A 25,455-nucleotide genomic window follows, 5' to 3' on the forward strand; every position below is an offset into this window, starting at 1 on the left:
CTGTCACTCCTTAATAACTTGGGTACGGTAAATAAGTATCTGCTTCATTTTGCTGTTTTACTTCTACTAATTCTGCTAGTTGTTGATTATCCCAGTGAAGCTCGAATACAGCTTCGTCATCGTCTTCATCCAAAAAATCAAGCAAATCGCTTTGCCCTTGAGCTAATACTTCATTTAGATATTCCACTAAAGAATCAGCTACTGATTTTGCCAACCCTTTTTTTCCTTCATAAGGGATTACTGCTAGATAATTGCGTTCATCAAAAACAGATTTCTGAGGATTAAAAAGAAGTACGCCGTCTTCAAATTCGATAATTGGTTCTTGCGAAACGATCCCTTCTGCATCATCAATCTCAAATTGTGCTTTATTTTCTGCAAACAAGCGAACAACGATCTCGATCGTATGATTTTTTGTATCCCAATCTAAAGCTACATCATAGTCTGTCACTTGTTTTTCAATTATTTCATCTAAATATGTTAATAGATCCTTCTTTTTCATTTTCTTTCCTCCAACCCCAATCTTTCTCGATTTGGTTTTTTCTTTGTAAAGAGATATAAGGATTTCCCGACACAACAAAACGCAACGGCTTTTCTGTCCATACACCTTTGTTTGGGATACCGATTCTAGGCAAAGCATTGATCTTTTTTGGTGTCTTTTTTTTCTCAAAAACTAAGCGTAACGAACTATCTGCTATAGACTGACCATAAAGTTCTTGAGGAATTGCTAATGCTTCCACTAATTTTCCCGGACCGTTGCTGATATCTGGACCAGTTTTTCCGCCACGATTTTTACTCATTTGATCAATCATTGCGGCGGGTTCGATTGCACGTATCATTACTCCTTGAGGAATCCCTTCTGGCTGAGTAATGATGTTCAAAATCCGATGAGTATGCATCGTGTAAAGGTAGATCGTACCTGGTTTTTCATACATTGCCCGCACACGCGGTGTTCTTCTTAAACCATAGCTATGGGCGGCCTCGTCTTCTGGACCTAGGTATGCTTCCGCGTCTACAATATATCCAGCTAATCTTCCTTCTGGTGTGTCATGCTCCAAATACATCCCCAATAAATCCCGTGCCACTTCTGGCGTCGTTTTATTCCAAAAAAATTCATCTATCTTTTGTTTATCCGTCATTTTTCTCACCTACTTTATCATACACAATATTAGTTGGATAAGCTATGAAAACAAAACAACAGAAGGCTGTTCTTTCTAGGCATCTTGCTAAATATGATATAATTAAGGGACGTAAAAACAAGAAGGAGGAAAATCCTATGCAACAGCCATTGGCTTATCGCATGAGACCTCGAACGATCGATGAAGTCGTTGGTCAGCAGCATCTAGTCGGGGAAGGAAAAATCATACGCCGCATGGTCGATGCTCGCATGCTCTCTTCCATGATTCTATATGGACCTCCTGGTACTGGAAAAACGAGTATCGCAAGTGCGATCGCCGGCTCTACTAATTATGCATTTCGCATGCTAAACGCCGCTACAGATTCAAAAAAGGATCTACAAGTTGTAGCGGAAGAAGCAAAAATGAGTGGTACAGTGATCCTCTTATTGGATGAAGTACACCGATTAGATAAAACAAAACAGGATTTTCTGCTTCCTCATTTAGAAAGTGGCCGAATCATCTTGATCGGAGCGACTACTGAGAATCCTTATATTACCATCAATCCAGCGATCCGCAGCCGTACACAGATCTTTGAAGTCAAACCATTAACAGAACAAGACATCCAGTTGGCAGTCGAACATGCTTTAAGGGATAAAGAACGCGGCCTTGGACAACAAGCAATCCAGTTAGACGAAGATGCTCTTCTTCACCTTTCGCGTGCAACGAACGGCGATTTGCGGAGTGCATTGAATGGGCTGGAACTGGCTACACTATCGACTCCTTCAGATAAAGAAGGAAGGATTCATCTTACACTGTCGATCATTGAAGAATGTGTCCAAAGAAAAGCTCTTACCCATGACAAAAATGGAGATGCTCATTATGACGTTATTTCGGCTTTTCAAAAATCGATTCGTGGAAGTGATGTGGATGCTGCACTTCATTATCTCGCCCGTTTAGTTGAGGCAGGTGATCTGGCAAGTATTTGCCGGCGTCTGATGGTTATCGGTTATGAAGATATAGGTTTAGGTAATCCTGCTGCTGCGGCTCGTACAGTGAACGCTGTATTAGCTGCTGAAAAATTGGGATTGCCTGAGGCACGTATCCCACTAGCAGACGTCGTCGTCGATCTTTGCTTGTCGCCAAAATCCAATTCTGCCTACATGGCATTAGATGCAGCACTTGCTGATATTCGAGAGGGCAAAGCTGGAGATGTTCCTGATCATTTGAGAGATAGCCATTACAAAGGTGCGAAATCACTCAACCGTGGCGTGGGTTATCAGTATCCTCATCATTTTGATCAGGCTTGGGTCAATCAGCAATATTTACCAGATAAACTGAAGAATGCTCAGTATTATCAGCCAAAAGATACAGGGAAATATGAACAGGCTCTGGGTCAACAGTATTACCGTATAAAAGAGTGGAAAAAGCATCCTCCAAAAAACTAGACAAGAAAACGGTTCTGTTTCTGCGAGCTCTCTCATTGCTCTTTTTAAATTCATATGCTACTATAGAGGTGGGAAATCTGTGATGTTCGAATTGTCCTCTTTGTGTGTTGACCGAACATTTTTATTGATATCTTGGGACCCGTCTTGTGTCACTGCTGGTAACATGCCTTATCATTTGGTAGTTCGAAGCTACGACCATGGGACCCACCTGCTTGAATTCGCGGGATCAATACTACAGGACAAACAACGGCATTAACGGAGATTACCATCTTTTAAAGAATAAAGCAATTTGCTCTTGGCAAATTGCTTTTTCTATTTGTTGCTTATTTTGGAGGATTTGTTCATGATTAGGATTTTAATGATTATCGCCACTTTAGTATTATTATTCGTTAGCTATTATTTATTTAATAAACAGGATATCTTTTTTGTATTGATCAACAAAAATGATAAAAATCAAGGATTCCTACAATTTTACGGTGCTGCATATGCTGTTTTAGGCGTAATGGGTATTTTAACAGCTTTTTTCAATCAACGCTTTATTGCCTTGGTCTTTTTACTGATCGTAATTATTGTTTCTGCCACCTTCAGTATCCGATTTGCAAAAAAAATTGCTGAACCAAAGCAGTAAATAATTCTCTTTTTCCCTAAAGTGTTCTACAATAAAAGAGTACAATACGATTGACTTGAGGAGTGAATGCTTATGTTACAACAATACAAAAAAATCATGGTTGCCGTAGATGGTTCTGATGAAGCTGAATTAGCTTTTAAAAAGGCGGTCAATGTAGCTATCCGAAATAACGGAGAACTTCTATTAGCACATGTCATTGACACACGTTCTTTCCAAACCGTTTCATCCTTTGATGGAATGCTTGCAGAACAAGCTACTGAAATGGCAAAGCAAACATTGGCAGATTATGAAAGCAATGCGAAGAAAGCTGGCTTGAATAATGTAACCTCTGTCGTAGAATATGGCTCACCAAAACAAATTATTGCCAGAGAAATCCCAGAAGATAATCAAGTAGATTTGATTATGTTAGGAGCCACAGGATTGAATGCTGTAGAACGTTTATTTATTGGTTCTGTTTCTGAATATGTTATTAGAAACGCAGCTTGCGATGTGCTTGTTGTCCGAACTGATTTAGAAAACCAATTGCCAGCTAAAGACCACACCAAAGCTTAACACGTAGACGACCTGCCAACTATCGGCAGGTTTTTTTGCACAAAAAACCGTGATAAAAACAAAAGACGCGGCAAGCACTCATCGGTCTTTATAATGTTTAAAATAAAGGGAAAACAGTCAATGAGTTCAAGTAAAATAAAAAAAGTGAACACCAGGGCGATTAGTCGCCCTGGTGTGGTTTAAAACGACCTAAGCATGCCAAAGCTTATTGGTTCGTCAATGTGGAAGTTTCCGATGAATCTGATACGAAAAAATATGAAGTATCGATGGCGGATACCGATTTTATCGCCAAACTAAAATTTTATTTCGGGTTCGGGTACCGCGAGAAGGCAAGTGCTACATTCGGTAAATCATTCAAGAATTGATGAAAGGCTACCGCTTGCCATTGCAACCACAACGATACTCCTGAACGCGATGTTGGTGAGATTTCCAAAGAGAAGAGCTGTTTAATGCAACGGTATTAAGCAAATGGCAAAAGGAAGTCATGTAGACAAAGTTTTTTATCAAACACCATATGATTTCGCCTGAACGCTGGTTTAGCTCAGAATACAATGATGTGGTCCACGAGACATTACCCTCAGTCAGATAAAAAAAGCTCTCTGACAGAATTACACATCGATAAATATTAAGTAAATGTCAGCGCTAGTTGAACTTTCTGACACTTTCAGGTACACTGGAAAAGACAACTACACGAAGGAGGGAAAATACTATGATGCGCATGACTAAAATAACAAGTAATGAAAATTACCAACGATACCATATCGCATTTAGCCATGCAATTGGTTTTACAGTTGCTGTTGACGGGACAAGTTTGTCCAAAACAGTTGAATTCACGTAAAATCAATGGCCATCTCAAGGTATTTTTCTCATGATAATCTGAGTTTAAATAACACAGGCCAGGGATAACCATGGCCTTTTTGAGTGGTCTCAAGGAGAGAGATCATGATCATACAAGCAATTTCTATTAAAAAAACAATCGGCGGGAATCCATTATTTGAGGATTTATCCTGTCAAATTGAAGCTGGTGAAAAAATTGCCTTAGTCGGTATCAACGGAACTGGCAAATCAACCTTTTTACAAATCTTGACCGGCAGAGAAGGTGTCGACAGCGGTGTTATCAGTCGCAAAAAAGGCTTAAAGATCGGGACGGTCGAACAAGAACTTACAGTTTCCGAAGCGACCGTCAACCACTACTTGCTCCATTCTGCCGCTGAGATACAGGACCTCAAACAGCAAATGAGTCGCTACGAAGCATTGATGACAGAACCAGATACAAACTTAGAGAAGTGTCTGGCCCGTTACGGTGAGCTGCAGCATCGCTTTGAAGAACTAGGCGGTTACGTATTAGAAGACCGGATTGCAGCGATCTTGCAAGGCTTAGGGATTCCACACCGTCAGGAAGCACGGTTAACAGAACTTAGCGGAGGCGAACGAGTTAAAGTCGCTTTAGCCAAAATTTTAGCAGCCGATGCCGATTTACTTTTACTCGATGAACCGACCAATCATTTAGATCTTAACAGTATTCGCTGGTTGGAAAACTATTTACAGAATACAAAAAAATCGGTTCTGGTCGTTTCTCATGATCGGCAATTTCTCGATCAAGTCACCACAAAAACATGGGAACTGGAAGAAGGTGCATTGATTGAGTATCCCGGAAACTACAGCCGTTTTCGAGTCTTGAAAGAAGCTCGCTTGGCTGAGCTGACAAAAAATTACGAACTGCAGCAAAAAGAAGTCCAGCGGTTGAAAGTCATGATTCGTCGTTTTCGTCAGTGGGCACATGAAGGAGACAATGAGTCCTTCTTCAAAAAAGCCAAAGAACTGGAACGCCGCCTGGCGAAACTGACACTCGTCAAACCGCCACCTCCCCCGAAAAATCGGCTGCAAAGCTTGTCTAATGGTGGAAAATCTGGCAAAGAAGTTTTCATCATTCAAAACTTGCACCAGCAGTACGCTGATCAAGTACTATTCAAAGACAGCAGTTTTGCAGTCTATCGTGGAGATCATTTAGCCATCATCGGCGACAATGGTGCAGGAAAATCAACCTTACTCAAATTATTACTCGGTGAGGAAAAGCCTTACGGTGGCACCATCAAATTAGGTAGTAGCTTGCAAATCGGTTATTTGCCGCAGCAGCTGCAGTTTGCCGATCCCGATAGCCGTTTGCTGGCTTACGCCATCACATTGACTGGAAACGAAGAAGTCGCTCGACGGCAATTAGCCAAAAGTGGCTTTTATCAAAGCGATGTGGGTAAACGGATCAAAGATTTATCCGGTGGTGAAAAAATCCGTTTGGCGTTGCTGAAACTCTTTTTAGAAAAAATCAACGTCCTGATTTTGGATGAACCAACCAATCACCTCGACAGCTATGCTCGAGAAGAAATTGAAGAAATGCTGCAAGACTATCAAGGAACGCTCCTAGCAGTCAGCCATGACCGCTACTTTTTGCAGCAACACTTCCAAGAAGCACTCGTTATTGATCAGGAGCAGATCAGCCGCCAGCCGCTCGGCCAACTGATTGACTAGGACGTTTTTTCGCAACAAAAAACTTGATTTTCATACCTGTGCTTTCACGATTCAGGCAAAGTACAGGTGGAAAATCAAGTTTTTATTATTCGATCAATGAATGTTTCGGATCGGTTTTCTAGCTAAACATAAAGCGAAGAATAAAGTCGACAGCCCACGAGGCTGATCTAAAAATGTTTTTTCTTTTTACATATGTAATGTCCCTTATAAAGATGAATGAAAATAAAATATTGGGATTTTCCTGAAAATCAATAAATAAAATGCCAGTCTTTTCCCTTTTGACCACTTTTCCAAGCAAAATTCCCTAAGAAGATCCTGTAAAAAAGAAGGGAAATTGAAGTTAAATTACCATTTTGCGGTCTTCTCCGCAAAAAAAACACATGCAAGAATTCCCTCTTGCATGCGTTTCATCTTTTATCCTAACGAATGCTTTGGCTTAGCCGCGCAGACGCTCCACATCACGGGCAATCATTAGTTCCTCATCTGTTGGGATCACTAATACTCTTACTTTTGATTCTTTTGTAGAGATATCTACTTCTTCACCACGCAATTCATTCAACGCTGGATCGATTTCACAACCAAACCAAGACATACCTTTGATGATTTCACTACGTACATGTCCGTCATTCTCGCCGATACCAGCAGTAAAGACAATTGCATCAACACCATTCATCGTTGTCACATAACCGCCGATGTATTTTCGGATGCGGTCCACGAAAATGTCATAAGCTAAACGAATATGTTCTTTTTCATAGTTCTTTTCAAGATCACGCATATCACTAGACAATCCTGTTAGGCCTAGCAGACCAGATTTCTTGTTCAAAACATTGATCATTTCATCAATATCAATCTCTAATTTTTCCATTAAATATGGGAGAACAGCTGGATCGATATCACCTGAACGTGTACCCATTGTCACCCCAGCTAATGGTGTGAATCCCATAGAAGTATCCATGGATTTACCTCCATCGACTGCTGTGATCGATACACCATTTCCTAAGTGGCAAGTGATGATTTTTAGTTCTTCGATCGGTTTGTTCAATAATTTTGCCGCACGTTCCGACACATAACGATGACTTGTGCCATGGAAGCCATATTTTCTTACTTTGAAATCTTCATAATAAGACACCGGTAAGCTATATAAATAATTTTGCTTTGGCATTGTTGAGTGGAAAGATGTATCGAATACAGCCACACTCAAAATGTCAGGTAAAATCTTTTTAAACGCTTTGATCCCCATTAAGTTTGCAGGATTATGCAAAGGAGCAAATTCTGCTAATTCAGCAATGCGGTCCATTACTTTCTCATCGATCACTACTGAATCCCCATAAGTTTCTCCTCCGTGAACAACACGGTGCCCTACTCCGGTGATTTCATCATAAGAGCTTAAAATTTGCAGTTCAATCAACTGATCTAACAGCATTTTTACTGCTACTTCGTGGTTTTCGATATCCATGATTTGTTCGAATTTTTGATTATCGCCGTACTTGATGGTAAAAATAGAATCTTGTAAACCGATACGTTCGACGATCCCTTTCGCAACTACGGTTTCTTCTGGCATTTGATATAATTGCCATTTCAAACTTGAACTCCCAGCATTGATTGCAATTGTTTTAGACATATGACTCTCCTTCTCGTTGAATGATTACAGAGCAGATGATTTCCAGTTTTTAAACTCGTTGAAAAATTCCGTCACCTTCTCTGGTTCTTTTAATGAAGCAAGTTTCACAAGCAAGACTTCTTTTACTTGTTGTGCTTGTGGTCCTTTTTTCTGTAAGATCAAAATACTTTTTTGCGATTGTTTATTACGGAACAATTCATCTGGCAATTGAATCATTCCTTGAAGATAACCTTCTTCTTTAAACCATTTTTTGATTTCTTCACTTTGATCCGTTTCTAAAAATCCACTCGGCATCAAAAACAAACCAAAACCATCCGGCTTCACATATTTCATTGATTGCTCTAGCAATAAATGATGTGCATAACTATGGCCTTCTTCGGTACTTGTTAAAAACTCTTTTGCTTTTTCGTCATTCGGATAATAACCGATTGGCAAATCGCTGATTGCAAAATCGACAGGATCTATTAATAATTCCTGCAACCCGTCTTGATGAAAGTATTGAACATTTGCTTGTGTCAAATCACTTGTAGAAGCTGCGACAGCCAACAATGTATCATCAATATCCACACCAATTCCTTCTGTTTGGTACCCCGCATTCGATAGGTTTAAAAGAACTGTTAATAACAAGTTGCCCATTCCTGCCGCAATATCCAGAATCTTAACCGGTGCTTTTTTATTTGTGTATAGTTGTTCAATAAGAAAAACAAATAAAAAACCGATACTATCAGGAGTGAGTTGATGGTTCGCCTGCAAATGTTCTGTCTGGCTGCCCTTCAATAAAAGTAATTGAGACAGTCTGCGCCATTCTTCTGGCTCGAAAGAAAGTTTCTTCAACTCTTCATAAAGAGCTGTGATCCGTTGCGTTGTCTCTTTTGTCGGCACTCCATCCACCACACGTACTTGATAATCATCTATTAAATTTTCTGCATTTTCGACATAGGCTTCTAAAAAGGAAGTTCCCAATGCATTCTGTAAAAGCTGAATAGCTTCCAGGTTTTGATTAAACCCTTGTTCCATTTTTTCTGGTAACATGGTGCACCTCATTTCTAGATATATTATAACAATTTTTTCACCTGTTTAATTCTATCGAACAATTGACAAAATTTCAATCGTTTTCACTGTTTTTTATTTGTGAAACGGCAAACATTTTTTTATTAAAAACAGTGTTATAACAGAAAAGAGGGCGTTTTCACGAACATTCCATCATTCTGTACTAGTATCTGTATCATTTTTTACTTCTTCTGTGAACCGAAAGATAAACGGTGAGACTTCCACCTCTAAGAATAGGGACTGTTGTACCCACTGATATGTTACAGATCCAGTTGTGTAGTAAAAAACTCCTTCCGAACTTTCGGCAAGCGTAGACTGTTCCGATAAAGCCATCTGCTTCATTATTTTTGCTATATAATAATTTTTGATTCGTATATTAAGATCCATTGACAAACGGTAGCTTTCTAATGCTGCCATCAATAAAAACGTACATAAAAGAAATAAAAGCAAGACAGAAAATAAAATAGAGCCCTTATAACATTTTCTACTGATCGTTTTTTGTCCATATGGCATATCCATCTTCTCCATTTTCAAAGTGTACATAAAAAGAAATTGTGTGTTCTTTTTCCAATAATTGAAGCTCAGTGATACTTGTTAACATAGGTTGATGTCCGCCGGAAGTTCTTCTTTTACGTATCATTGCCTGATATCTTTCGATGATATACTGTTTATCCTCGATCGTGTAGTGCAGTTGCTGATTTTTCACAGAGACATTGTGACTGCTCTTGAGTTCTTCTTCTAATTGTGCTAAAAATATTAGCCACTCTTTTTGATCTTTACGCTGCAAAAATTCACTTACTTGGATGGTTTGCTGAATCAAAAGATTGAATGTGAGCAATAGACTGCTCAATATCATCAGTCCAATTAGACATTCAATCAGCGTAAATGCTGGAATTACTTGTTTTTTCAATACTGATCGCTTCTTTCTCCATATTGACAAACACTTTTTCGATTACTCCATTATTATCGACAATTTGGATATCGTATGGGATCATTTCTTCCCTTCGCTCTGGTCTTTTGTGATACATCCGCTGCGTCTTGATATCTTCATAAATCATTCGAATAAATAGCAGTTCCTCCCCACTTTTCTTTTCTGCCTGAAGCAAAAACAGCTGGCCAAAGCTCACTAAGTAGACACAGACAGAAGCGATCATAAGCGCTGTAAGGGACTCCAACAAAACAAATCCTGTTTTATTCAATTCTTTTTGTATAGCGACCACTCCCTATCTGGAATTGATACGTAATCGTCCGCTCTTTTTCTTCCCAATAAAATTGATAAGCTTTTAGTGAACTTTCATTCCCGGTTCTAGCAGCAAAAGTAATAGAAGCATGGCGTTTCAAGGTAATCTCATCAGGAATATCTAATACTTCCCAATTTATTTTATCTGGATTCGGAACATGAAAAATGATTTGATTCTCTTCACTATTCCAATAAAAGCCTGTTTGGATCTGATTCACAATAGCGATTTTTTGCGTAGAATAGATTCGTTTTTCAAATTGGCCGAAAAATTGATAGACTGCCAATTCATTCTTCCATGCAGAAAATGCGAGAACTGGAAAAGAAAGGATCGTTGTAAGTAATAAAATCAGTAAGAGTGATTCAAACAACGTATATCCTGATGCTAAAACCTTACCTTCAAGGCCGCTGATAGATTTCTGCATGTTCTCGTTTGATATAGCCTTCATTCAACAATTCCTCCACAGTAGGAACTCTTCCATTATTTTGAAGCGCATAGAGCTCTTTTTGTGTGTCTACCAACTGGATGATCGCTTCACGACTTTCTTGGTCTACATGATTCCTATAACGCGACAAATTAGGGACGAACAACAACACTAATACACTGATGATCAGTAAGACGATTAGCATTTCGATCAATGTAAAACCGCTATAATAAGATATTTTTCTCTTTTTCATGGCAAAACCTCCTCTATGCTTCCGTAAACAGGTAATAAAACAGCGGCATAAACTAATAAAATCAAAGCCGCTACGCCCAAAAAAATGATTGGCTGAATAAAATGCATCCAGTGATGAAGACGTTTGAAAAGCTGTTTTCTTGTCCATTCGCTGTAAAAAATCAGTTCTTTACCTAAACTTCCCTTTGCCTCTCCCTGTAAAACAATTTTACTGAATTCTTCTGATAGAAAACGATAATTCTGGAACTGCTCAGCCAATGACATACCTGCCTCCAATCCTTGAATCAACTTAGAGGCAAGATGCTGAATCAGACTTTCTTGTTTCGTTTCCTTTAAGCAGACTATGATTTGCCTTAATTCGAAACCTTCATGAAAAAGCTTTCCAATCTCTAGTGACAAATAAGCCGATTGATACAAGGAATATATCGGTCCAATCAATAATTGTCTGCTTATCCATTCACTCTGATCAACAGGAGACAACTTCATCAGACGATACCTTACTAGTAAAGCCAATAGAGTAACCGCTAGGATGAATAGTAGAACATACCAATGAAAGACTTGTATCAGCTGAATACCCCAATGCTCTTGCATGACCATTCCTGAACCAATAAGCTGAGGCAAAACGAACAACCGCATACTAAACAAGATACCTAGCAAAAAGGTGAGCAATAGCATCGGATATGCAAGCAGCTTTTTCAAATCATTGCGAAATCCTTCAACAAGCCGAAACTGTTTGGCAATTTCCAACAAAGTTGTCGGCAGATTCCCATGACGTTCAGCTAACTCGATCTGTACCAGTTGCTCTGCTCCATATCCTATTTGCGAAAGTACCTCACTAAACGCTTGCCCTTCCTTTAGCTGATGTTGGATATTTGCCAAAATAACAGGTGGAAACGAACGGATCGTGAGTAATAAATAAAGGGATTCTTGCAGACTAAAACCAGATAAAAGCAGTTCTCCCATGGTTTGTGCAAACTGGTTTTGCTGGCTTCTTGTTAATCCTTTAGAATAGTTCTGACTGCCAAATATTTTCCTGAGCTTCTTCATAACTTTCCTCCCATGATTTTTTTACTGATTCTTCCTCCATAAATTGATAACTCCATAAAACAGAAGGATGGTGATTGGCATCTTCCAAAAGTTCTTGATAAATGACACCAGCTAAACATTCAGATAGCTCTTCTTTTTTCTTTGTCAGTTCATGGATTCTGACCAATGTACCTTCAAGATTGCGTGCATGTACGGTTGCAAAAACCCGGTGCCCTGTTAGTGCTGCTCTTACCGCAGCATGTGCAGTTGATTCATCTCTTATCTCGCCAATGATTAGCAAGTCTGGACGATGCCGTAATGCGAGTTTCAAAAGTGTATCATAAGTCTGTGCTATTTTCGGATTGATCTGTAGCTGCAGAAAAAACGGTTCTTCTATCTCTACAGGATCTTCGATAGTAATCACTTGCAATTTTTCTTCCAAAGCCAACCGATACATTAGAGAAGTCTTGCCTGATCCGACTGGTCCGCTGAAAAGGTATAATCCACGTCTGACGGTTTTCTGTAAAATAGTTGCAAAATCTCGAGAACTAAAGCAACGATGGGGTGTTTCAAAAGTACCGTATAATAGCCGAATCACTAAACTCTCTCGTTGAAGGTAATCTCCTACAGAAGACAACCGCAGACGAACTTCCTGTTTTTCTAAAGAATAAGTAAATGCACCTAACTGAGCTTTTCTTTTTTCTCCGATATCCATCTGTCCCAAATACTTAAATCTTGAGATCAGTTGCTGTCCATCTGCCGAAGAGACTTTCTTCCAGAATGTTCGTTTTTTTCCATAGCGAAAATAGATGTAAAATACTTCTGAAGCTGGCAATATATATACGTCTTGGGCATGTTTGGCAAAACTTTCACTTATCATTTGATCCGATAATCGTTTTATTTCCATTATTCTCCCCTCCACAAAAAACATACGTCTTTTTGATCTTTTTGTTTCAAATAAAATGAATTTACAAAAAAATATTGGCAAAAGCCGAATTTATGTTATACTTATAAAAATTTATCTTGGGAGGCACTCCATTGGAAACAACATTAAGGAAATATATCGAAGTAGCAAGTAAAAAAAAGCCTGCTGACCTAGTGATCAAGCATGCTAAGATCGTCAACGTCTTTACGAAAGAAATCATGGAAAAAGATGTAGCAATCTGCGAAGGAATGATCGTAGGAATCGGTGAATACGAAGGAAAAAGCGTACATAATGCTAATGGGCAATATCTAGTGCCAGGATTCATCGATGGCCATGTGCATATCGAAAGCTCACTTTTATCACCAAGCGAATTTTCAAAAGTATCCTTGCTTCATGGAGTTACTACTGTAGTGACAGATCCCCATGAAATAGGAAACATTGCTGGGAGTACAGGTCTTGAGTTTATGATAGAAGATGCAAGACAAACACTCATGAATATCTTTTTTATGCTACCTTCTTGTGTACCTGTAACCCCTTTTGAGACCAATGGTGCAAATTTAAATGCAAAAAAATTAGCCCCTTTTTTACAAAAACCCGAAGTTTTAGGCTTAGCTGAAGTCATGAACTATCAAGCAGTAGCAAATAATGAAACAGACATCCTAGAAAAGATCCAATTGATGCACCAGCATAAGAAAAAAATTGACGGGCATGCAGCTGGTATCGGCATGGAAGAGTTAAATGTTTATCCTGCAGCAGGTATTCGGACGGATCATGAAGCTACAACTGCAAAAGAAGCTAAAGAACGTTTGGATCTTGGTATGTATTTAATGGTTCGAGAAGGGACCGTTGCAAAAGATCTGGCATCGCTACTACCGGCGATCACACCTGAAAATTCAAGAAGATGCTTCTTTGTCACCGATGATAAACTGATCAATGATTTAGTAAAAGAAGGATCAATCGATCATATCGTCCGTCAAGCTATTGCACTTGGAATCGATCCATTACAAGCCATTCAGATGGCAACATTGAATGCAGCAGAATGTTTTGATTTGAAAACACTAGGTGCGATTGCCCCTGGGTATCAAGCTGATTTCTTCTTAACAGACGATCTTACCAAGCTGCCAATTCATGAAGTTTTCTATAAGGGAACATTAGTTGTTCAATCTGGGCAACTCCAAGACCATTTATTTGCTGATCATTCAAATTCATATACGTGTTGTCTGCCAAAACTAAACGCTCAACCATTAAATCCACATTCGTTAGAGCTGCTTCTTTCTTCTTCACAAGCCCATGTGATCGAAATTATCCCGAATAGTCTAGTGACTAAAGATTTGGTAGAAAAAGTGGACCGACAAGGCGAACGATTCATTCCTTCAATCGAAAAAGACCAATTAAAGATTGCGGTGATCGAGCGTCACCATCAAACGGGAAACATTGGATTAGGCATAGTGAAAGGATTTCAGCTGAAACAAGGAGCGATAGCGACAACGATTGCCCATGACTCGCATAATCTAGTTGTCGTTGGGACAAACGACGAGGATATGCTGTATGCTGCTAATCTTTTGATTCAAAAAGGTGGCGGGATGACCGTTGTCAACAAACAGCAGGAAATAGCTTGTGTTTCTCTTCCTATAGGCGGAATCATGACACAGGAACCTTTTTCGATCGTCTATGAACAGTTGAATGAATTAATAACTAAAGCACATCAACTAGGAGCAGCTAAAACCTTTGATCCTTTTTTGACACTTTCTTTCTTAACATTATCTGTCATACCCGAATTGAAGATCACCGACAAAGGATTATTTTCATTTTCTCGCTTCCAATTGATTCCACCTTGTGGAAAAACCGATGAAATAAATACATTTTAAATCAAATAAATCCCAGAAAATACATTACATCTGTAATGTTCATTTTCTGAGATTTATTTATGGATATTAATGTTTTTATGAAAGCAGAAAGTTAGTTTCACAGACTTTTCTTTTTGGTCTTATCTTGAAATTGAGCTTCTACTCGATAAATACGTTGACCTTTTGAAGAAAATTTTTCTTCATACTCCGTCATAATATTGCCTTCAAATTGACTTTGATGTAAATCTAACCATACCTGTTTGAGGATCATGCCATATTGAGAAAAACTTGCCAGAGAATACTCAAACAATCCTTGATTATCTGTTTTGAAATGGATTTCTCCATTTGGACGAAGAATCTGTTCATCTACAGCAAGAAAAGTCTTATATGTCAATCGCCGTTTTTCATGACGTTTTTTTGGCCATGGATCGGAAAAATTCAGATAGATTTGATCTACTTCGCTGTCAGCGAAATACTCTGTCAACGCTGATCCATCCACATGTAGAAGTTTCAGGTTAGGAAGCGGTTGTTCGATCAACTTGTCTAGTGCAATCGAAACAACACTGACCTGCATTTCTACTCCAATATAATTGATTTCAGGATGGGCTTTTGCCATTCCAGTGATGAACTGGCCTTTCCCCATACCAATCTCAATGTGGATTGGATGATCGTTTTCAAACAATTCATTCCATTTTCCCTTCCACAATGTTGGATCACTAATTACAAAATTCGGGTGAGCCGCTAACATTTCCGCTGCTCCCGGACGATTTCGGACACGCATTATTTATCTCCATTCCTTTCCTCTAATTAAAAAGGTCTGGCCAAATCTCCGCAGAGTTTGGGCCAAACCTCAGCCACTGAAAATTCGTTTTAATTGTAAAATTTCTTCGTTCATCCGTCGATGATCTTCACGTTTGCAATATCTGGTGATTTCTTGGAGCAAATTCATGGCCGCATACCAATGAAATTTTTCAAGCATTTCGTCAGTCGGGCGTATGCCATAACTGATCAGCCACTGATTCCAGCTAGACAGTGGCACATAATTTCCTAAAATCGTTGCAATATCCACCGCAGGGTCTGCAAACATGATTGAATCCCAATCGACTAGATATAAATAATTTTTACATACTAACCAATTACGATGGTTTACATCTCCGTGTACTACTGATAAGTTTTCCTTATCTATTGACGGGATCTGCTCACGAAGAAAACGATGGACAATTTGCAGAAATTGATTTTTCTGGAGTTCTTCCGGTAATTCTTTTTCATATTTTTGCAGCATCTTCTCCGGCGTCATGACACGACCACCGATACGGGTCAGCATGGTTTTAAGAGAATTTGAATGATGTAAATGGTACAAAACATCAATCACGTCGTTTCTTTGACCAATCTCATTAGGAGTCAGCAAGCGACCTTCCAGCCACTCTTGTGCTGTCAAAGTATCGCCATTCCCCGTTCGTTTTGTCCAAACAAGTTTTGGTGTAATTCCTTCCCTTGAAAGAGCAGCCAACATCGGAGTCGTGTTTCGTTTAATAAAGACTTTGTCCTCATCACGCATGCCTATGTATGTTTTTCCTGTGTCGCCTTTGATGGGACGTAACCGCCACTCTTGGTCTAACTGAAACTCCATCATGCATTCTCCCGTCCTCTTACTCTTTGTTTTGCAGTACTTATTATTCTAGTCGCCTGAACACTACACGTCAAGCACATATACGTTCTTTTTCATTTAATTGCCATTCAAAAAACCAGCTTTTCTCAAAAAAAATAGAACGAACAGCATTCTTACTGTCAACGCTCTATTTTTCATTCTCATTTTTACCCTACACAGCTTTGTTTTCAGTCTGACATCTTCTTCAAACGAGTTGGTACATATAGTTTAACAAAGAGCATAGTAACAATCAAATAAGCCGCTAGCGGAACCCATCGCTGCTGCCCATCTAATACGACTGCAGCAATCAAACCAAAAATAACCGACGCGATAATTAATACCCATGTGAGTAGATACTGAATCGCCTGCTTCTTCTGATTCTTATGGATTGGATAAAGCTGAACGAGAACCATATAGCGGAACTGGTTCGCTAAAGGTAACAGTTGGAAACCGATCAAATATAAAAATAAGAAACCGATAATCAGACTAAAATAAAAGTCGACTACTCCGGCAATCAATAACCCACCTATAATTACTAATCGGAAATAAAGACCACTAAAATCAGAACCTCTTGCCAATCTTCTTGCAAACAAGTAAAGATAAGTGTTTTTTGATTCTCTTTTAATATGAGTCAATATAGGATCCAAATAGCGTCTTCTTTTGATCTTTGCCGTAATTTCAGGAACATCTGTGAATAAATTGATAAATTGATAGATCTGATGCAACCTATGTTCTTCTACATGCACCATTTTCTCCCAATCCAATCCTTTTTCTTGTTGCTTCCACAAAAACCAGTAATATAGACTTGCCTGTACTAATGCACCTGCTATTCCTGCCCATATTAGCCAATAAAATGATAGAAACAAAAAGATCAGAGAAGAAAAAAACCAGCCTAATTTCCAATAACGAATAACTTGTTGATCTAGTCGAAACAATTCTGCTCTCTTGATTTGCAGATGACTGAATTTCAAACTCCATAATATGATCAGATAGACGAAAAACATCGAAAAGGATTGCTCCGTACTAACCACCACTAATGGCATGGCCAATCCGCATGCCAATATCAAAAAGATCAACGGAAAAATGCAAGAATAGCGAAAAGCTCGTTCCAAATAGGTTTGCATTTCTTTTTCTTTAGGAAGTAAAAAAACAATATCTGCTGCCTCTGCAAAAGTAGCCATCTTACCCACGAATAAACAGAGCATCCAAAATACAGAGATTATGAGCCCTCCAATTGCAAACGGTGGCTGCAGGGTTTTCAACCAATTAGAATAATATAATCCCACACCGCCAATCAAGAAAAGACAAACTAAAACAAAATGATCGTTCAATACATAACGCATATATTTCATCATTTTCTTTTGATGTCTTGCTAAACGTTTTTGAAAAAAACTACTCATGTGCCTGCTCCTTTGTTAAAGCAATATAGATTTCGTCCAAAGAAGAATCCGGCAGCTGAAATTCTTTTCTCAACATCTCAAGAGAACCGTCTGCTCGTATCTCTCCGTTATGTAAGACCACAAAACGATCACAATATTTTTCTGCAGTAGCTAAAATATGCGTAGACATCAAAATACCGGCTCCTTCTTTTTTCATTTCTACCATCAATTCAAGCAATGCATTGATAGCTAGTGGATCCAAGCCTAAAAATGGTTCGTCGATGATATATAAAGAAGGCTCGATCAAAAAGGCGCATAAGATCATCACTTTCTGTTTCATTCCCTTTGAAAAATTAGCTGGGAACCAGTCAAGACGATTAGATAACCGAAAAGTCTCCAACAACTTTTCTGCTCTTTTCATTGCTATATCCATAGGTATATCGTAGGCCATCGCAGTGACTTCGATATGTTCTCTCAATGTCAATTCTTCATATAAAGAAGGAGTCTCTGGAATATACCCAATTTGTTTGCGATATTCTTCCGTATTTTTCTTTAAGGATAGATGATTGATTTCTATCGTTCCTTTTGAAGCTTCCAGCAGACCGATAATGTGCTTGATGGTCGTACTTTTCCCTGCTCCGTTCAGTCCAATCAACCCTACTATCTCTCCAGGCTGTACATCGAAACTGATATCTTTTAACACAGGGAGATGTCCGTACCCCCCTGTGACATGATCGATAATTAAACTCATTCTTTTTCCTCCGCCATTTATTTTTATTTATTATACCACGAAGAAAATGACGGTATTTTGTTTTTTTCCTTACAATAGCTTTAACTTATGGTAAAGTTAAGCTGAAGTATTTATTCTTTATAGAAAGGATGTTTTATATGGAAAACTGTATTTTTTGCAAAATCATCAATCAAGAAATCCCAAGCTATAAAATATATGAAGACGACAAGGTCTATGCTTTTTTAGACATCTCTCAAGCAACGAAAGGACACACATTAGTTGTGCCTAAACGTCATGTAGCAGATATTTTTGAATATGATCCCGAACTTGCAGGAGAGGTTTTTTCGCGTGTGCCTAAGATTGCTCAAGCATTGGAAAAAGCTTTTCCAGAAATGAAAGGTCTTAATATCTTGAATAACAACCGTGAACTAGCCTATCAATCTGTTTTTCATTCACATATCCATTTAGTCCCTCGCTACAGCAAAGAGGATGATTTTTCTATTCACTTTGTCAATCATCAAGATAGTTATGGATCGGAAGAACTAAAAGCTATTCAAGAAACAATCGTAAAGCAGGTGTCCTGCGATGATTAAAAACTTTTTCAAAGGACTGTTATTTGGAGCTGCTGCTGGCACTGTCGGAGGTCTGTTATTGGCGCCCAGGAGCGGGAATGAAACAAGAAAGAAACTGATCGAAGAATTGGAAGAAGCAACAACTCTGACAAATGATTTAAATAACAGCCTGAATCATTTTAAAAGCGCATTGATCGAAACAAAAGAAACAGCTGAATCTGTGATTCCTGCTTTCCAAGAAGCAATCAAAAAAGATATCGAAGATTTTAAATTCCAAGCCGAACCACGTATCACACAAATCAATGAACAAGTAGAAAAACTAAAAGCTGATCTGCCAGAGTATCCTGAACAAATATAATAATGATTATTTTCTCAACAGATTTAACTATATAAGTGAGAAAAGTTTGCGTATTTCCTAGGAATGTGATGAAATTTTGAATTTTGTTTGAAACTACCACGACAACGTTTTTAAAGGAAATGGGATATGGTATAGTTAATATATAAAAATAATAACTAATTACAGGAGTGCAAATTTTAATGAAAAAAAAATCAATTATTTTGGCAGCTACTAGTGCGTTGGCTGTTTTAACTCTAGCAGCTTGTTCAGGCGATACTAATAAAGATATCGCAACGATGAAAGGCGGAACGATCACTGTATCTGATTTCTATGATGAAGCAAAACTTGAATCATCGAACCAATCCTTAGTACAACGGATGATCATTTATAAAGTATTCAATAACAAATATGGCGATAAAGTAACCGATAAGCAAGTGGATGCAGAATACGACAAACAAGCGAAATCATTAGGTGATACTTTTGAATCACAATTAGAAGCTGCTGGATATACGAAAGATACTTATAAAGAATATATTCGTAACAATTTAGCTTTTGAAGCTGGCTTGAAAGCTCACGTAGATATTACAGATGACGATTTGAAAACTGCTTGGAAATCTTTCCATCCAGAAGTAGAAGCACAAATCATCAAATTATCAAGTGAAGATGAAGCAAAAGATGTGAAAAAATCAGCGGATGATGGAGATGATTTCTCTAAATTAGCCAAAGACAAATCAACTGATACAGAGACAAAAGAAGATGGCGGTAAAGTTAAATTCGACTCAACGACAACAACTATTCCTGCAGAAGTAAAAGAAGCAGCTTTCAAATTGAAAGACGGTGAGATCTCCGATGTTATTACTACAACAAATCCTACTTCTTATGCGACAGAATACTACGTTGTCAAAATGGTGAAAAACCAAAATAAAGGCAATGACATGGATAAATACAAAGATCAACTAAAAGATATCGCTACTGAAACTAAACTAAGTGACAATGCATTCACAACTAAAGTAATCGGTGAAGAATTAAAAGATGCAAATGTAAAAATCAAAGATGATGCCTTTGAAAATGTGTTGAGTGCATTCACAACAACTTCATCAAGTACGAAAGACTCAAGTGAAACTACAGCTTCAACAAAGAGTTCTGACACAAAATCAACTGATTCAACAAAAGAATCTTCAACTGAAGAAACAACTGATTCATCAAAATAAAAGAAAACAAAAAAAGCGAAGACTTATGTCTCGCTTTTTTTGTTTTGAATGAAAAAAATAAATTTTTGCTATAAATCTTTTGGTACATAGAAACTTCGGTTGTCCATACCGAAAATCCGATCGGTGTATTTTCCTGGTTCTGTTTGACGAATCGAAGTCAACATCATCTGCATCGAAGCATCGATATTGTCGATTTGATGTAATATTTCTGCTTCCATTATTCTTGGACGTACAGGTGAGCCATATTCTAATAAGCCATGGTGTGCTAAAACCATATGACGTAATACAAGAACATCTTCGTCAGCTTCGCTGATTTTCAACGCAAGACAGGCTTTAGTTATTTCTTCGTCAATCAATACCAGATGACCGATCAAATTTCCTGCAAGCGTATATTCTGTCGACATAGGACCGGAAAGTTCAATCACCTTTCCTAAATCATGCAAAATGATACCAGCATACAACAATGCTCGATTCAGCTCAGGATATTCATCGGCGATTGATTTCCCTAAGTGAAGCATTGTCAAAGTATGATAAGCTAATCCACTGGCAAATGCATGATGGTTTCTTTTTGCTGCCGGAAACTCAAAAAATTGTTTTTGATATTTATTAAGTAGATAGCGAACAATACGATTCCAATGCGCATTGGTGATCTCAAACAACAATTGATTGATTTCTTCTTCCATTTCTTCTTTCTTCAAAGGGGCTCTTTCCATGTATAAACTAGGCTCTCCTGGCTCATCTACCCTTGTTAAGCGCATATGAAGAATCTTTACTTGAGGGTTTCCTTGATAAACCTCTCTTTTACCGTTTAGAAAAACGACTGTGCCGGCTGTAAATTTATTGATTTCCTCCTCCGAAGCATCCCAGTATTTACCATCGATAGTACCTGAAGTATCTTGGAAAGTAAAAGCAATAAATTTTTTTCCGTTTTTAGCGATTCTTACATCTGCACTTTTGATCAGGACAAATTGTTCAAACTGCTCATCGATTACTAAATCACGAATTTTTTTCATTATTTGCTCCTTCTAATTGTTTTACGATTTGGTTCATCTCATGGTAATAGCTTACCATTTCTTTATCAGAAGAAAAACAAATTATTTGATACTTTTCTCCAAATTTAGCTAAAAGTTCAGCTAATTGATACTTTCGCTGATGATCATAATGAAGCCAGCCATCATCAATGATGATCGGGCATATCGAACGGTTAGCTTCTAATGAGAGGTAAGCAAATCTCATCGCCATAATCAGCTGATCTTTCGTACCTGTAGATAACTCATAGATGGGAAATTCTGTATATCCGTCTGTTAAAGTCAGTGTATCATTTTTCAGTAATATCTTCTGATAATTTCCTTTTGTTAAAATACCTAAATAATCACCTGCTGCTCTTAACAACTGGGGTAATTGTCTTTCACTCATCTCTGTTGAAAGATCACCTAAGAATGTCCCGGCGATTTCAAGTGCTCCCCATTCCTCCAGTAATTCCTGTAATTTTGCTTTTTGCCGGCTAGCTTGTTGATAAAGTTCGTCCAATGTGCCGTCTCTTTGCAACTCTTCTACTTGAAGTTGGAGTCGTTGCCGATTTTCACTTGCTTCTTTTTCTTCTTGCTGGAGTTGGGATTGCTTTTCTTTCAGTTGGCGCAGTCTTACAGATAATTTCTCTTTTGTCAGCTCTTCAGGAAATAGTGGAGTAAGCATTTCCGATAATTCATTGTATCTTTTCATCTGCTGTTCGGCTTGTTTGGCTTTTTGTAAAAAGACAGGTACTTCCGAAGGATAAGATAAGCCTGCTTGAGTCAATTGTTCGCTGTATTCTTGTATCCATACTTTTTGTTTCTTTTTCAATTGATTGATTTCTTGCTTCAATAAAGTATTTTGCTGATAGCTTCTGGCAAATTTCATCTGTTCCATCTCTTGTATAAAACGGGAAAGCAATACCATTTTTTCTGAAATTGTCTTATCTTGTATCGGTAACCATTCTTTAACAAACTCAAATTTTTGGTCGATTTGTCGTAGTTTTTCTTGTATTTCCTGTTCTCTTTTATGTTTCCGCTCAAATACGCCATATAATTTCTGATAATCTATGACTTCCTGTCCATATTCTTTCATGAGTTTGAGCGTATCCATCTTTCCTAAGTGCCGATGATCCGCAAAACGATATACTTCTTGCTGAAGAATCTGTTTTTCTTCTCCAGTTCTCTTTTGTTTTTCTTCTGCTTCAGCTAATTGAGCTAAGGCTAGATCAAGTTGTCCTAGTTTTTCTTGCCACATTCCTTTTATCTCAGAGAAATCATTTTTAGTTTTAATTTTTGGTTGCCTTTTGTAGAAGAAATAGCCAATCATGCCTGCACCAATTAGTAAAAGGATCACTTTCAAGGGCATTGGTACAAATATACCTGCAATGATTATTGCTCCGCCAGCCATCAGCATATACGGTTTAGATGAAGAGACTGGTGCTATCTCTGACTGATTTTGTAATAATGCTGGATAGGTCTCTTCCAAGTCATTCACTTCTGCTTCAATCATCTCTTGCTGTTCTTTAGCTATTTGGAGACGCACAGAAATCTGGCTTTCTAGATCAGCAATCCTTCTTTCTTCAGCCAGAAGATGCTTCCATTCTTCTTCATATAAAAATTCTTCCGGTAACGGATTTTTCTGCCAATGCCACCTTTGTTCCAAAATCTTCAATTCTGAATTTGTTTCTCTAGTCTCAATTTGTAATCTTTGCCATTCTTCGTTTAATTGTTCCGCTGTAAATTGAAGTTGCTGGAGATCTTTTAGTTCCTGCTCCTGCTCTAAATAAAAATAATATCTGGCTGACTGCTGATCCATCCCGCTATGCTTTTCCAGTGTTGCTTCTAATTCTTCCAAACGCTCATTTGTTTGCTGATACCGTTTGGAGAAAGACTCCAGATCTAAAAGAAGTTGCTCATCAGGAAGACCTGTAGTGCTGTTTTTTTTGAGAGATTGCCATTCTTCATATAAAGAAAAATTAAGTTCTTGCTGTCTGGCTAATGAAAATTGTTTGTTCGCCTCTTTTAATTGTGCCAATAACTGCTGCTGTTGCGACTCGTATTCCTGTTCTTGTTGGATCAACTTGCCAAAATAAGCTTCCTGTTCTTGTTTTTGATGAATTTTTTCTTGCAGCTCTTTCCATTCATTTAATTTTTGATTGATTAGTAATTTTTGGCCTTTTTTCTTGAATAATTGTTGTGCTTTCTGATAATATTCTTGCCGCTTTTGGAATACTTGAGAACTGCCCGTGATGCCTAAAGAAATCAGCGCATCATGTAGCTCTTTTTCTCTCAAATGATCTAGTTCCATCAACTGCTCTTGCTGGAAAGTAAATACCTGCTGGAATAACTCTTTCGTCAAAGGTGCGATCAGTTTTTCTAGTAACTCATCACTTCCCACTTGATCCCCCAGCCACACCTTCGATTTTCCGCGATTTTGCTGCTTGTAGCGCTCGACAGCAAATTCACCATATACAGGATGTTTAAGCCATATTTTGCCGCCATAGGCTGAGCCGTCTTTTGGTGTATAATCCTTTTTTTTACGGCCTTTTGAAGGGAAACCAAATAATATTGCTTGAATAAATTGATAAATCGTTGATTTTCCTGCTTCGTTTCCCCCATAGATCAGCTGATTGCCTGAATAAAAGTCAAAACTTTTTTGACGCCATTTTCCAAAAGCAGCAATCTCGATCCTTAAAATCTTCATTCCTGATCCTCCTCAAATAAAAAATCTTGATTAAGCAGCTGCTTGGCTTTTTCAAGTGTTTCTTCTTGATATTCCGGCAGTTCGCTCAATATTCTAGCCGCTTCTTGATGACTATATACTTCATTTAAAATTTGTTGGAAATCTTGAGGTGTCTGATAGTATTGAAATAACTGTTCCATCAATTTAGCAGAAGCAGCAAGTGGGGTCTTCGTATAAAAAGTATTCTCTATGAGAGAAATACGCCAAATAAAGAAATCATTTATCCTATCTGAGAATTCCTCTAACAAATAGTCTAATAGCTCTCCTGATTGTATCCGTTCCAAAACATCTGTATTGAGATGGTCATAATCTTTTAATTTTATCTCAATTAAACTAAATCCATCCTCTACTTTTGAAAGCTGCTGACGAATGTGAACAATGACCTCTTTTGTCGTTCTTGCTTTCCTCAATGATATTTCCTTTGTCTTCCAATAGACCTCTGCTACTTTAATCGGATGTATTTGGCAACTTCCTTTACTTAATTCAACTAGTAGAATAGATGTAGAAGCTTGTTCCTTTTTAGTATGACCTTGAGGCGCACCTGGATAAACAATTGTTTGCTTTTCATTTAAGACCGTTGGCACATGGATATGCCCTAAAGCCCAATAATCGTATCCCTTTTCTTGCATCTTTGAGGGTTGGAAAGGAGCATAGTTTCCTTTTTGAGAGACGCCAGGTTCCCCGTGGTACAACCCAATATGGTAATCTGTGAGTTCTCTAGAAGGAAATTCCATCACTTTGTCTTTTTGAATCCACGGTTGACGATAACTAAATCCACTGAGAGAGACAGTTTCTCCACTTTTTATCGTTATTTTTTTTGTCTCTACCGTTTCGGATGTAAATAAATGGACATTTTTAGGAAAGGAGAACCAATACCGCTCTTTTTGATAGAAATCATGATTTCCGAATATTATAAATACAGGTATATGGTTCTTTTCTAACCGTTTCATCTGTTCTGAAAAATGTTTCTGTATTTTTAATGAAGGACGATTTTGATGAAAATTATCTCCTGCAAGTAAAACAAAATCAACGTTATTTATTATTGCCTGTTCAATGATATTTGATAAAACGGTCAGATTCGTCTTCAATAGTTTTTCCTGTACAGTTTTATCAAGAGTTGTCAGTCCTTCAAATGACCGATCCATATGTAAATCTGCCGCATGGATAAATTTC

Annotated in this window: 28 protein-coding genes and 1 other RNA gene (1 of these 29 running past the window's edge); 11 read left to right on the forward strand and 18 right to left on the reverse strand. The window is 38.1% G+C overall.

Annotated elements, in window-relative coordinates; translation table 11 throughout:
* Nucleotides 1–10: 10 nt before the first annotated feature.
* Nucleotides 11–499, reverse strand: coding sequence for a DUF3013 family protein (locus ACIFUW_RS12015; RefSeq protein ID WP_002289091.1), 489 nt, complete (start codon nt 497–499; stop codon nt 11–13).
* Entirely contained in the window at nt 465–1,136 is a 672-nt protein-coding gene (locus ACIFUW_RS12020) for a DNA-3-methyladenine glycosylase (protein WP_002289090.1), read from the reverse strand. The genes ACIFUW_RS12015 and ACIFUW_RS12020 overlap by 35 nt, the downstream gene beginning before the upstream one ends.
* 137 nt (nt 1,137–1,273) lie before the next feature.
* Between ACIFUW_RS12020 and ACIFUW_RS12025 the strand changes: the two genes are divergently transcribed.
* The 7 genes from ACIFUW_RS12025 (at nt 1,274) to abc-f (ending at nt 6,266) form a co-directional block, all read left to right on the forward strand.
* Nucleotides 1,274–2,560 carry a replication-associated recombination protein A gene (locus tag ACIFUW_RS12025; RefSeq protein ID WP_002289088.1) on the forward strand — a complete coding sequence of 429 codons (1,287 nt, stop codon included), beginning with the start codon at nt 1,274–1,276 and terminating at the stop codon, nt 2,558–2,560.
* Between the two features lie 71 nt (nt 2,561–2,631).
* Nucleotides 2,632–2,826: non-coding RNA, 6S RNA (gene ssrS / locus ACIFUW_RS12030), on the forward strand.
* 77 nt (nt 2,827–2,903) lie between these two features.
* Entirely contained in the window at nt 2,904–3,188 is a 285-nt protein-coding gene (locus tag ACIFUW_RS12035) for a hypothetical protein (protein ID WP_002293648.1), read from the forward strand.
* Nucleotides 3,189–3,260: 72 nt separating this feature from the next.
* Nucleotides 3,261–3,740, forward strand: a complete 480-nt coding sequence (locus ACIFUW_RS12040) for a universal stress protein (protein WP_002293649.1) — start codon at nt 3,261–3,263, stop codon at nt 3,738–3,740.
* 221 nt (nt 3,741–3,961) lie between these two features.
* Nucleotides 3,962–4,105, forward strand: coding sequence for a portal protein (locus tag ACIFUW_RS12045; protein WP_002293650.1), 144 nt, complete (start codon nt 3,962–3,964; stop codon nt 4,103–4,105).
* Between the two features lie 344 nt (nt 4,106–4,449).
* Nucleotides 4,450–4,578, forward strand: a complete 129-nt coding sequence (locus ACIFUW_RS12050) for a hypothetical protein (protein ID WP_002293651.1) — start codon at nt 4,450–4,452, stop codon at nt 4,576–4,578.
* Between the two features lie 104 nt (nt 4,579–4,682).
* Nucleotides 4,683–6,266: a ribosomal protection-like ABC-F family protein gene (gene abc-f, locus ACIFUW_RS12055; protein WP_002286153.1), complete on the forward strand. Its 1,584-nt coding sequence runs from the start codon at nt 4,683–4,685 to the stop codon at nt 6,264–6,266.
* Between the two features lie 436 nt (nt 6,267–6,702).
* Here the strand turns inward: abc-f and ACIFUW_RS12060 are convergent, their stop codons facing one another.
* From ACIFUW_RS12060 to comGA, 9 genes are all read right to left on the reverse strand, one after another.
* Nucleotides 6,703–7,887, reverse strand: a complete 1,185-nt coding sequence (locus ACIFUW_RS12060) for an acetate/propionate family kinase (RefSeq protein WP_002286171.1) — start codon at nt 7,885–7,887, stop codon at nt 6,703–6,705.
* 24 nt (nt 7,888–7,911) lie between these two features.
* A complete protein-coding gene (locus tag ACIFUW_RS12065; protein WP_002286175.1) occupies nt 7,912–8,919 on the reverse strand; it encodes a class I SAM-dependent methyltransferase in 1,008 nt (335 codons plus the stop codon).
* 171 nt (nt 8,920–9,090) lie between these two features.
* The gene (gene comGG, locus ACIFUW_RS12070; RefSeq protein ID WP_002293655.1) at nt 9,091–9,450 is read right to left on the reverse strand and encodes a competence type IV pilus minor pilin ComGG; all 360 of its coding nucleotides are present in this window, start codon (nt 9,448–9,450) and stop codon (nt 9,091–9,093) included.
* On the reverse strand, nt 9,422–9,847 hold the full coding sequence (comGF, locus tag ACIFUW_RS12075; RefSeq protein WP_002325315.1) for a competence type IV pilus minor pilin ComGF: 426 nt from the start codon (nt 9,845–9,847) through the stop codon (nt 9,422–9,424). Before comGF ends, comGG begins: the two co-directional genes overlap by 29 nt.
* Entirely contained in the window at nt 9,810–10,157 is a 348-nt protein-coding gene (locus ACIFUW_RS12080) for a hypothetical protein (RefSeq protein ID WP_002286177.1), read from the reverse strand. Before ACIFUW_RS12080 ends, comGF begins: the two co-directional genes overlap by 38 nt.
* Nucleotides 10,129–10,599, reverse strand: a complete 471-nt coding sequence (gene comGD, locus ACIFUW_RS12085) for a competence type IV pilus minor pilin ComGD (protein ID WP_002317395.1) — start codon at nt 10,597–10,599, stop codon at nt 10,129–10,131. Before comGD ends, ACIFUW_RS12080 begins: the two co-directional genes overlap by 29 nt.
* Nucleotides 10,574–10,852, reverse strand: coding sequence for a competence type IV pilus major pilin ComGC (gene comGC / locus ACIFUW_RS12090; RefSeq protein WP_002286179.1), 279 nt, complete (start codon nt 10,850–10,852; stop codon nt 10,574–10,576). Before comGC ends, comGD begins: the two co-directional genes overlap by 26 nt.
* Complete coding sequence (comGB, locus tag ACIFUW_RS12095) at nt 10,849–11,898, reverse strand: competence type IV pilus assembly protein ComGB (protein ID WP_002286180.1); 1,050 nt, start codon at nt 11,896–11,898, stop codon at nt 10,849–10,851. The genes comGC and comGB overlap by 4 nt, the downstream gene beginning before the upstream one ends.
* The gene (gene comGA, locus ACIFUW_RS12100) at nt 11,855–12,784 is read right to left on the reverse strand and encodes a competence type IV pilus ATPase ComGA (protein WP_002293666.1); all 930 of its coding nucleotides are present in this window, start codon (nt 12,782–12,784) and stop codon (nt 11,855–11,857) included. Before comGA ends, comGB begins: the two co-directional genes overlap by 44 nt.
* Before the next feature lie 131 nt (nt 12,785–12,915).
* On the opposite strand from comGA, the gene ade reads away from it, so the two are divergent.
* Nucleotides 12,916–14,670, forward strand: a complete 1,755-nt coding sequence (ade, locus tag ACIFUW_RS12105; RefSeq protein ID WP_002286185.1) for an adenine deaminase — start codon at nt 12,916–12,918, stop codon at nt 14,668–14,670.
* Between the two features lie 97 nt (nt 14,671–14,767).
* On the opposite strand, the gene trmB is transcribed toward ade, so the two are convergent.
* The 4 genes from trmB to ACIFUW_RS12125 all read right to left on the reverse strand — a co-directional run bounded on the left by trmB (nt 14,768) and on the right by ACIFUW_RS12125 (nt 18,427).
* Entirely contained in the window at nt 14,768–15,430 is a 663-nt protein-coding gene (gene trmB, locus ACIFUW_RS12110) for a tRNA (guanosine(46)-N7)-methyltransferase TrmB (protein ID WP_002286189.1), read from the reverse strand.
* Between the two features lie 69 nt (nt 15,431–15,499).
* A complete protein-coding gene (locus tag ACIFUW_RS12115) occupies nt 15,500–16,282 on the reverse strand; it encodes a phosphotransferase family protein (RefSeq protein ID WP_002286194.1) in 783 nt (260 codons plus the stop codon).
* Between the two features lie 203 nt (nt 16,283–16,485).
* Nucleotides 16,486–17,697, reverse strand: coding sequence for an ABC transporter permease (locus ACIFUW_RS12120; RefSeq protein WP_002286197.1), 1,212 nt, complete (start codon nt 17,695–17,697; stop codon nt 16,486–16,488).
* Nucleotides 17,690–18,427: an ABC transporter ATP-binding protein gene (locus ACIFUW_RS12125; protein WP_002286199.1), complete on the reverse strand. Its 738-nt coding sequence runs from the start codon at nt 18,425–18,427 to the stop codon at nt 17,690–17,692. The genes ACIFUW_RS12120 and ACIFUW_RS12125 overlap by 8 nt, the downstream gene beginning before the upstream one ends.
* Before the next feature lie 137 nt (nt 18,428–18,564).
* Here ACIFUW_RS12125 and ACIFUW_RS12130 point away from each other — a divergent pair, with 137 nt between their 5' ends.
* The 3 genes from ACIFUW_RS12130 (at nt 18,565) to ACIFUW_RS12140 (ending at nt 20,526) form a co-directional block, all read left to right on the forward strand.
* Nucleotides 18,565–18,999, forward strand: a complete 435-nt coding sequence (locus tag ACIFUW_RS12130; protein WP_002286201.1) for an HIT family protein — start codon at nt 18,565–18,567, stop codon at nt 18,997–18,999.
* The gene (locus ACIFUW_RS12135) at nt 18,992–19,336 is read left to right on the forward strand and encodes a YtxH domain-containing protein (RefSeq protein ID WP_002286203.1); all 345 of its coding nucleotides are present in this window, start codon (nt 18,992–18,994) and stop codon (nt 19,334–19,336) included. The genes ACIFUW_RS12130 and ACIFUW_RS12135 overlap by 8 nt, the downstream gene beginning before the upstream one ends.
* Nucleotides 19,337–19,515: 179 nt before the next feature.
* Nucleotides 19,516–20,526 (forward strand): peptidylprolyl isomerase, encoded by a 1,011-nt coding sequence (locus ACIFUW_RS12140; RefSeq protein WP_002286208.1) that lies wholly within the window; start codon nt 19,516–19,518, stop codon nt 20,524–20,526.
* Nucleotides 20,527–20,594: 68 nt separating this feature from the next.
* Here ACIFUW_RS12140 and ACIFUW_RS12145 read toward each other — a convergent pair whose 3' ends face one another.
* The 3 genes in view from ACIFUW_RS12145 to ACIFUW_RS12155 are tightly spaced (each overlapping or abutting the next) and all read right to left on the reverse strand, a layout consistent with a single transcriptional unit that may run on beyond the window.
* A complete protein-coding gene (locus ACIFUW_RS12145) occupies nt 20,595–21,539 on the reverse strand; it encodes a 3'-5' exoribonuclease YhaM family protein (RefSeq protein WP_002286211.1) in 945 nt (314 codons plus the stop codon).
* Entirely contained in the window at nt 21,523–24,243 is a 2,721-nt protein-coding gene (locus ACIFUW_RS12150; protein WP_002286213.1) for an ATP-binding protein, read from the reverse strand. The genes ACIFUW_RS12145 and ACIFUW_RS12150 overlap by 17 nt, the downstream gene beginning before the upstream one ends.
* On the reverse strand, nt 24,240–25,455 hold the 3' portion of the coding sequence (locus tag ACIFUW_RS12155) for a metallophosphoesterase family protein (protein ID WP_002286214.1). Its footprint extends 5 nt past the window's final position; 1,216 of the gene's 1,221 nt are visible here — the last part of the coding sequence; the start codon falls outside the window, past its right edge; the stop codon is at nt 24,240–24,242. The genes ACIFUW_RS12150 and ACIFUW_RS12155 overlap by 4 nt, the downstream gene beginning before the upstream one ends.

Source organism: Enterococcus sp. PLH-Efm8 (genome assembly GCF_053011625.1).

Coding starts and splice junctions, on each gene's coding strand:
- ACIFUW_RS12015 (WP_002289091.1), bottom strand. CDS start 499: ATGAAAAAGAAGGATCTATTAACATATTTAGATGAAATAATTGAAAAA.
- ACIFUW_RS12020 (WP_002289090.1), bottom strand. CDS start 1,136: ATGACGGATAAACAAAAGATAGATGAATTTTTTTGGAATAAAACGACG.
- ACIFUW_RS12025 (WP_002289088.1), top strand. CDS start 1,274: ATGCAACAGCCATTGGCTTATCGCATGAGACCTCGAACGATCGATGAA.
- ACIFUW_RS12035 (WP_002293648.1), top strand. CDS start 2,904: ATGATTAGGATTTTAATGATTATCGCCACTTTAGTATTATTATTCGTT.
- ACIFUW_RS12040 (WP_002293649.1), top strand. CDS start 3,261: ATGTTACAACAATACAAAAAAATCATGGTTGCCGTAGATGGTTCTGAT.
- ACIFUW_RS12050 (WP_002293651.1), top strand. CDS start 4,450: ATGATGCGCATGACTAAAATAACAAGTAATGAAAATTACCAACGATAC.
- abc-f (WP_002286153.1), top strand. CDS start 4,683: ATGATCATACAAGCAATTTCTATTAAAAAAACAATCGGCGGGAATCCA.
- ACIFUW_RS12060 (WP_002286171.1), bottom strand. CDS start 7,887: ATGTCTAAAACAATTGCAATCAATGCTGGGAGTTCAAGTTTGAAATGG.
- ACIFUW_RS12065 (WP_002286175.1), bottom strand. CDS start 8,919: ATGTTACCAGAAAAAATGGAACAAGGGTTTAATCAAAACCTGGAAGCT.
- comGG (WP_002293655.1), bottom strand. CDS start 9,450: ATGCCATATGGACAAAAAACGATCAGTAGAAAATGTTATAAGGGCTCT.
- comGD (WP_002317395.1), bottom strand. CDS start 10,599: ATGCAGAAATCTATCAGCGGCCTTGAAGGTAAGGTTTTAGCATCAGGA.
- comGC (WP_002286179.1), bottom strand. CDS start 10,852: ATGAAAAAGAGAAAAATATCTTATTATAGCGGTTTTACATTGATCGAA.
- comGB (WP_002286180.1), bottom strand. CDS start 11,898: ATGAAGAAGCTCAGGAAAATATTTGGCAGTCAGAACTATTCTAAAGGA.
- comGA (WP_002293666.1), bottom strand. CDS start 12,784: ATGGAAATAAAACGATTATCGGATCAAATGATAAGTGAAAGTTTTGCC.
- trmB (WP_002286189.1), bottom strand. CDS start 15,430: ATGCGTGTCCGAAATCGTCCGGGAGCAGCGGAAATGTTAGCGGCTCAC.
- ACIFUW_RS12115 (WP_002286194.1), bottom strand. CDS start 16,282: ATGATGGAGTTTCAGTTAGACCAAGAGTGGCGGTTACGTCCCATCAAA.
- ACIFUW_RS12120 (WP_002286197.1), bottom strand. CDS start 17,697: ATGAGTAGTTTTTTTCAAAAACGTTTAGCAAGACATCAAAAGAAAATG.
- ACIFUW_RS12125 (WP_002286199.1), bottom strand. CDS start 18,427: ATGAGTTTAATTATCGATCATGTCACAGGGGGGTACGGACATCTCCCT.
- ACIFUW_RS12130 (WP_002286201.1), top strand. CDS start 18,565: ATGGAAAACTGTATTTTTTGCAAAATCATCAATCAAGAAATCCCAAGC.
- ACIFUW_RS12135 (WP_002286203.1), top strand. CDS start 18,992: ATGATTAAAAACTTTTTCAAAGGACTGTTATTTGGAGCTGCTGCTGGC.
- ACIFUW_RS12140 (WP_002286208.1), top strand. CDS start 19,516: ATGAAAAAAAAATCAATTATTTTGGCAGCTACTAGTGCGTTGGCTGTT.
- ACIFUW_RS12145 (WP_002286211.1), bottom strand. CDS start 21,539: ATGAAAAAAATTCGTGATTTAGTAATCGATGAGCAGTTTGAACAATTT.
- ACIFUW_RS12150 (WP_002286213.1), bottom strand. CDS start 24,243: ATGAAGATTTTAAGGATCGAGATTGCTGCTTTTGGAAAATGGCGTCAA.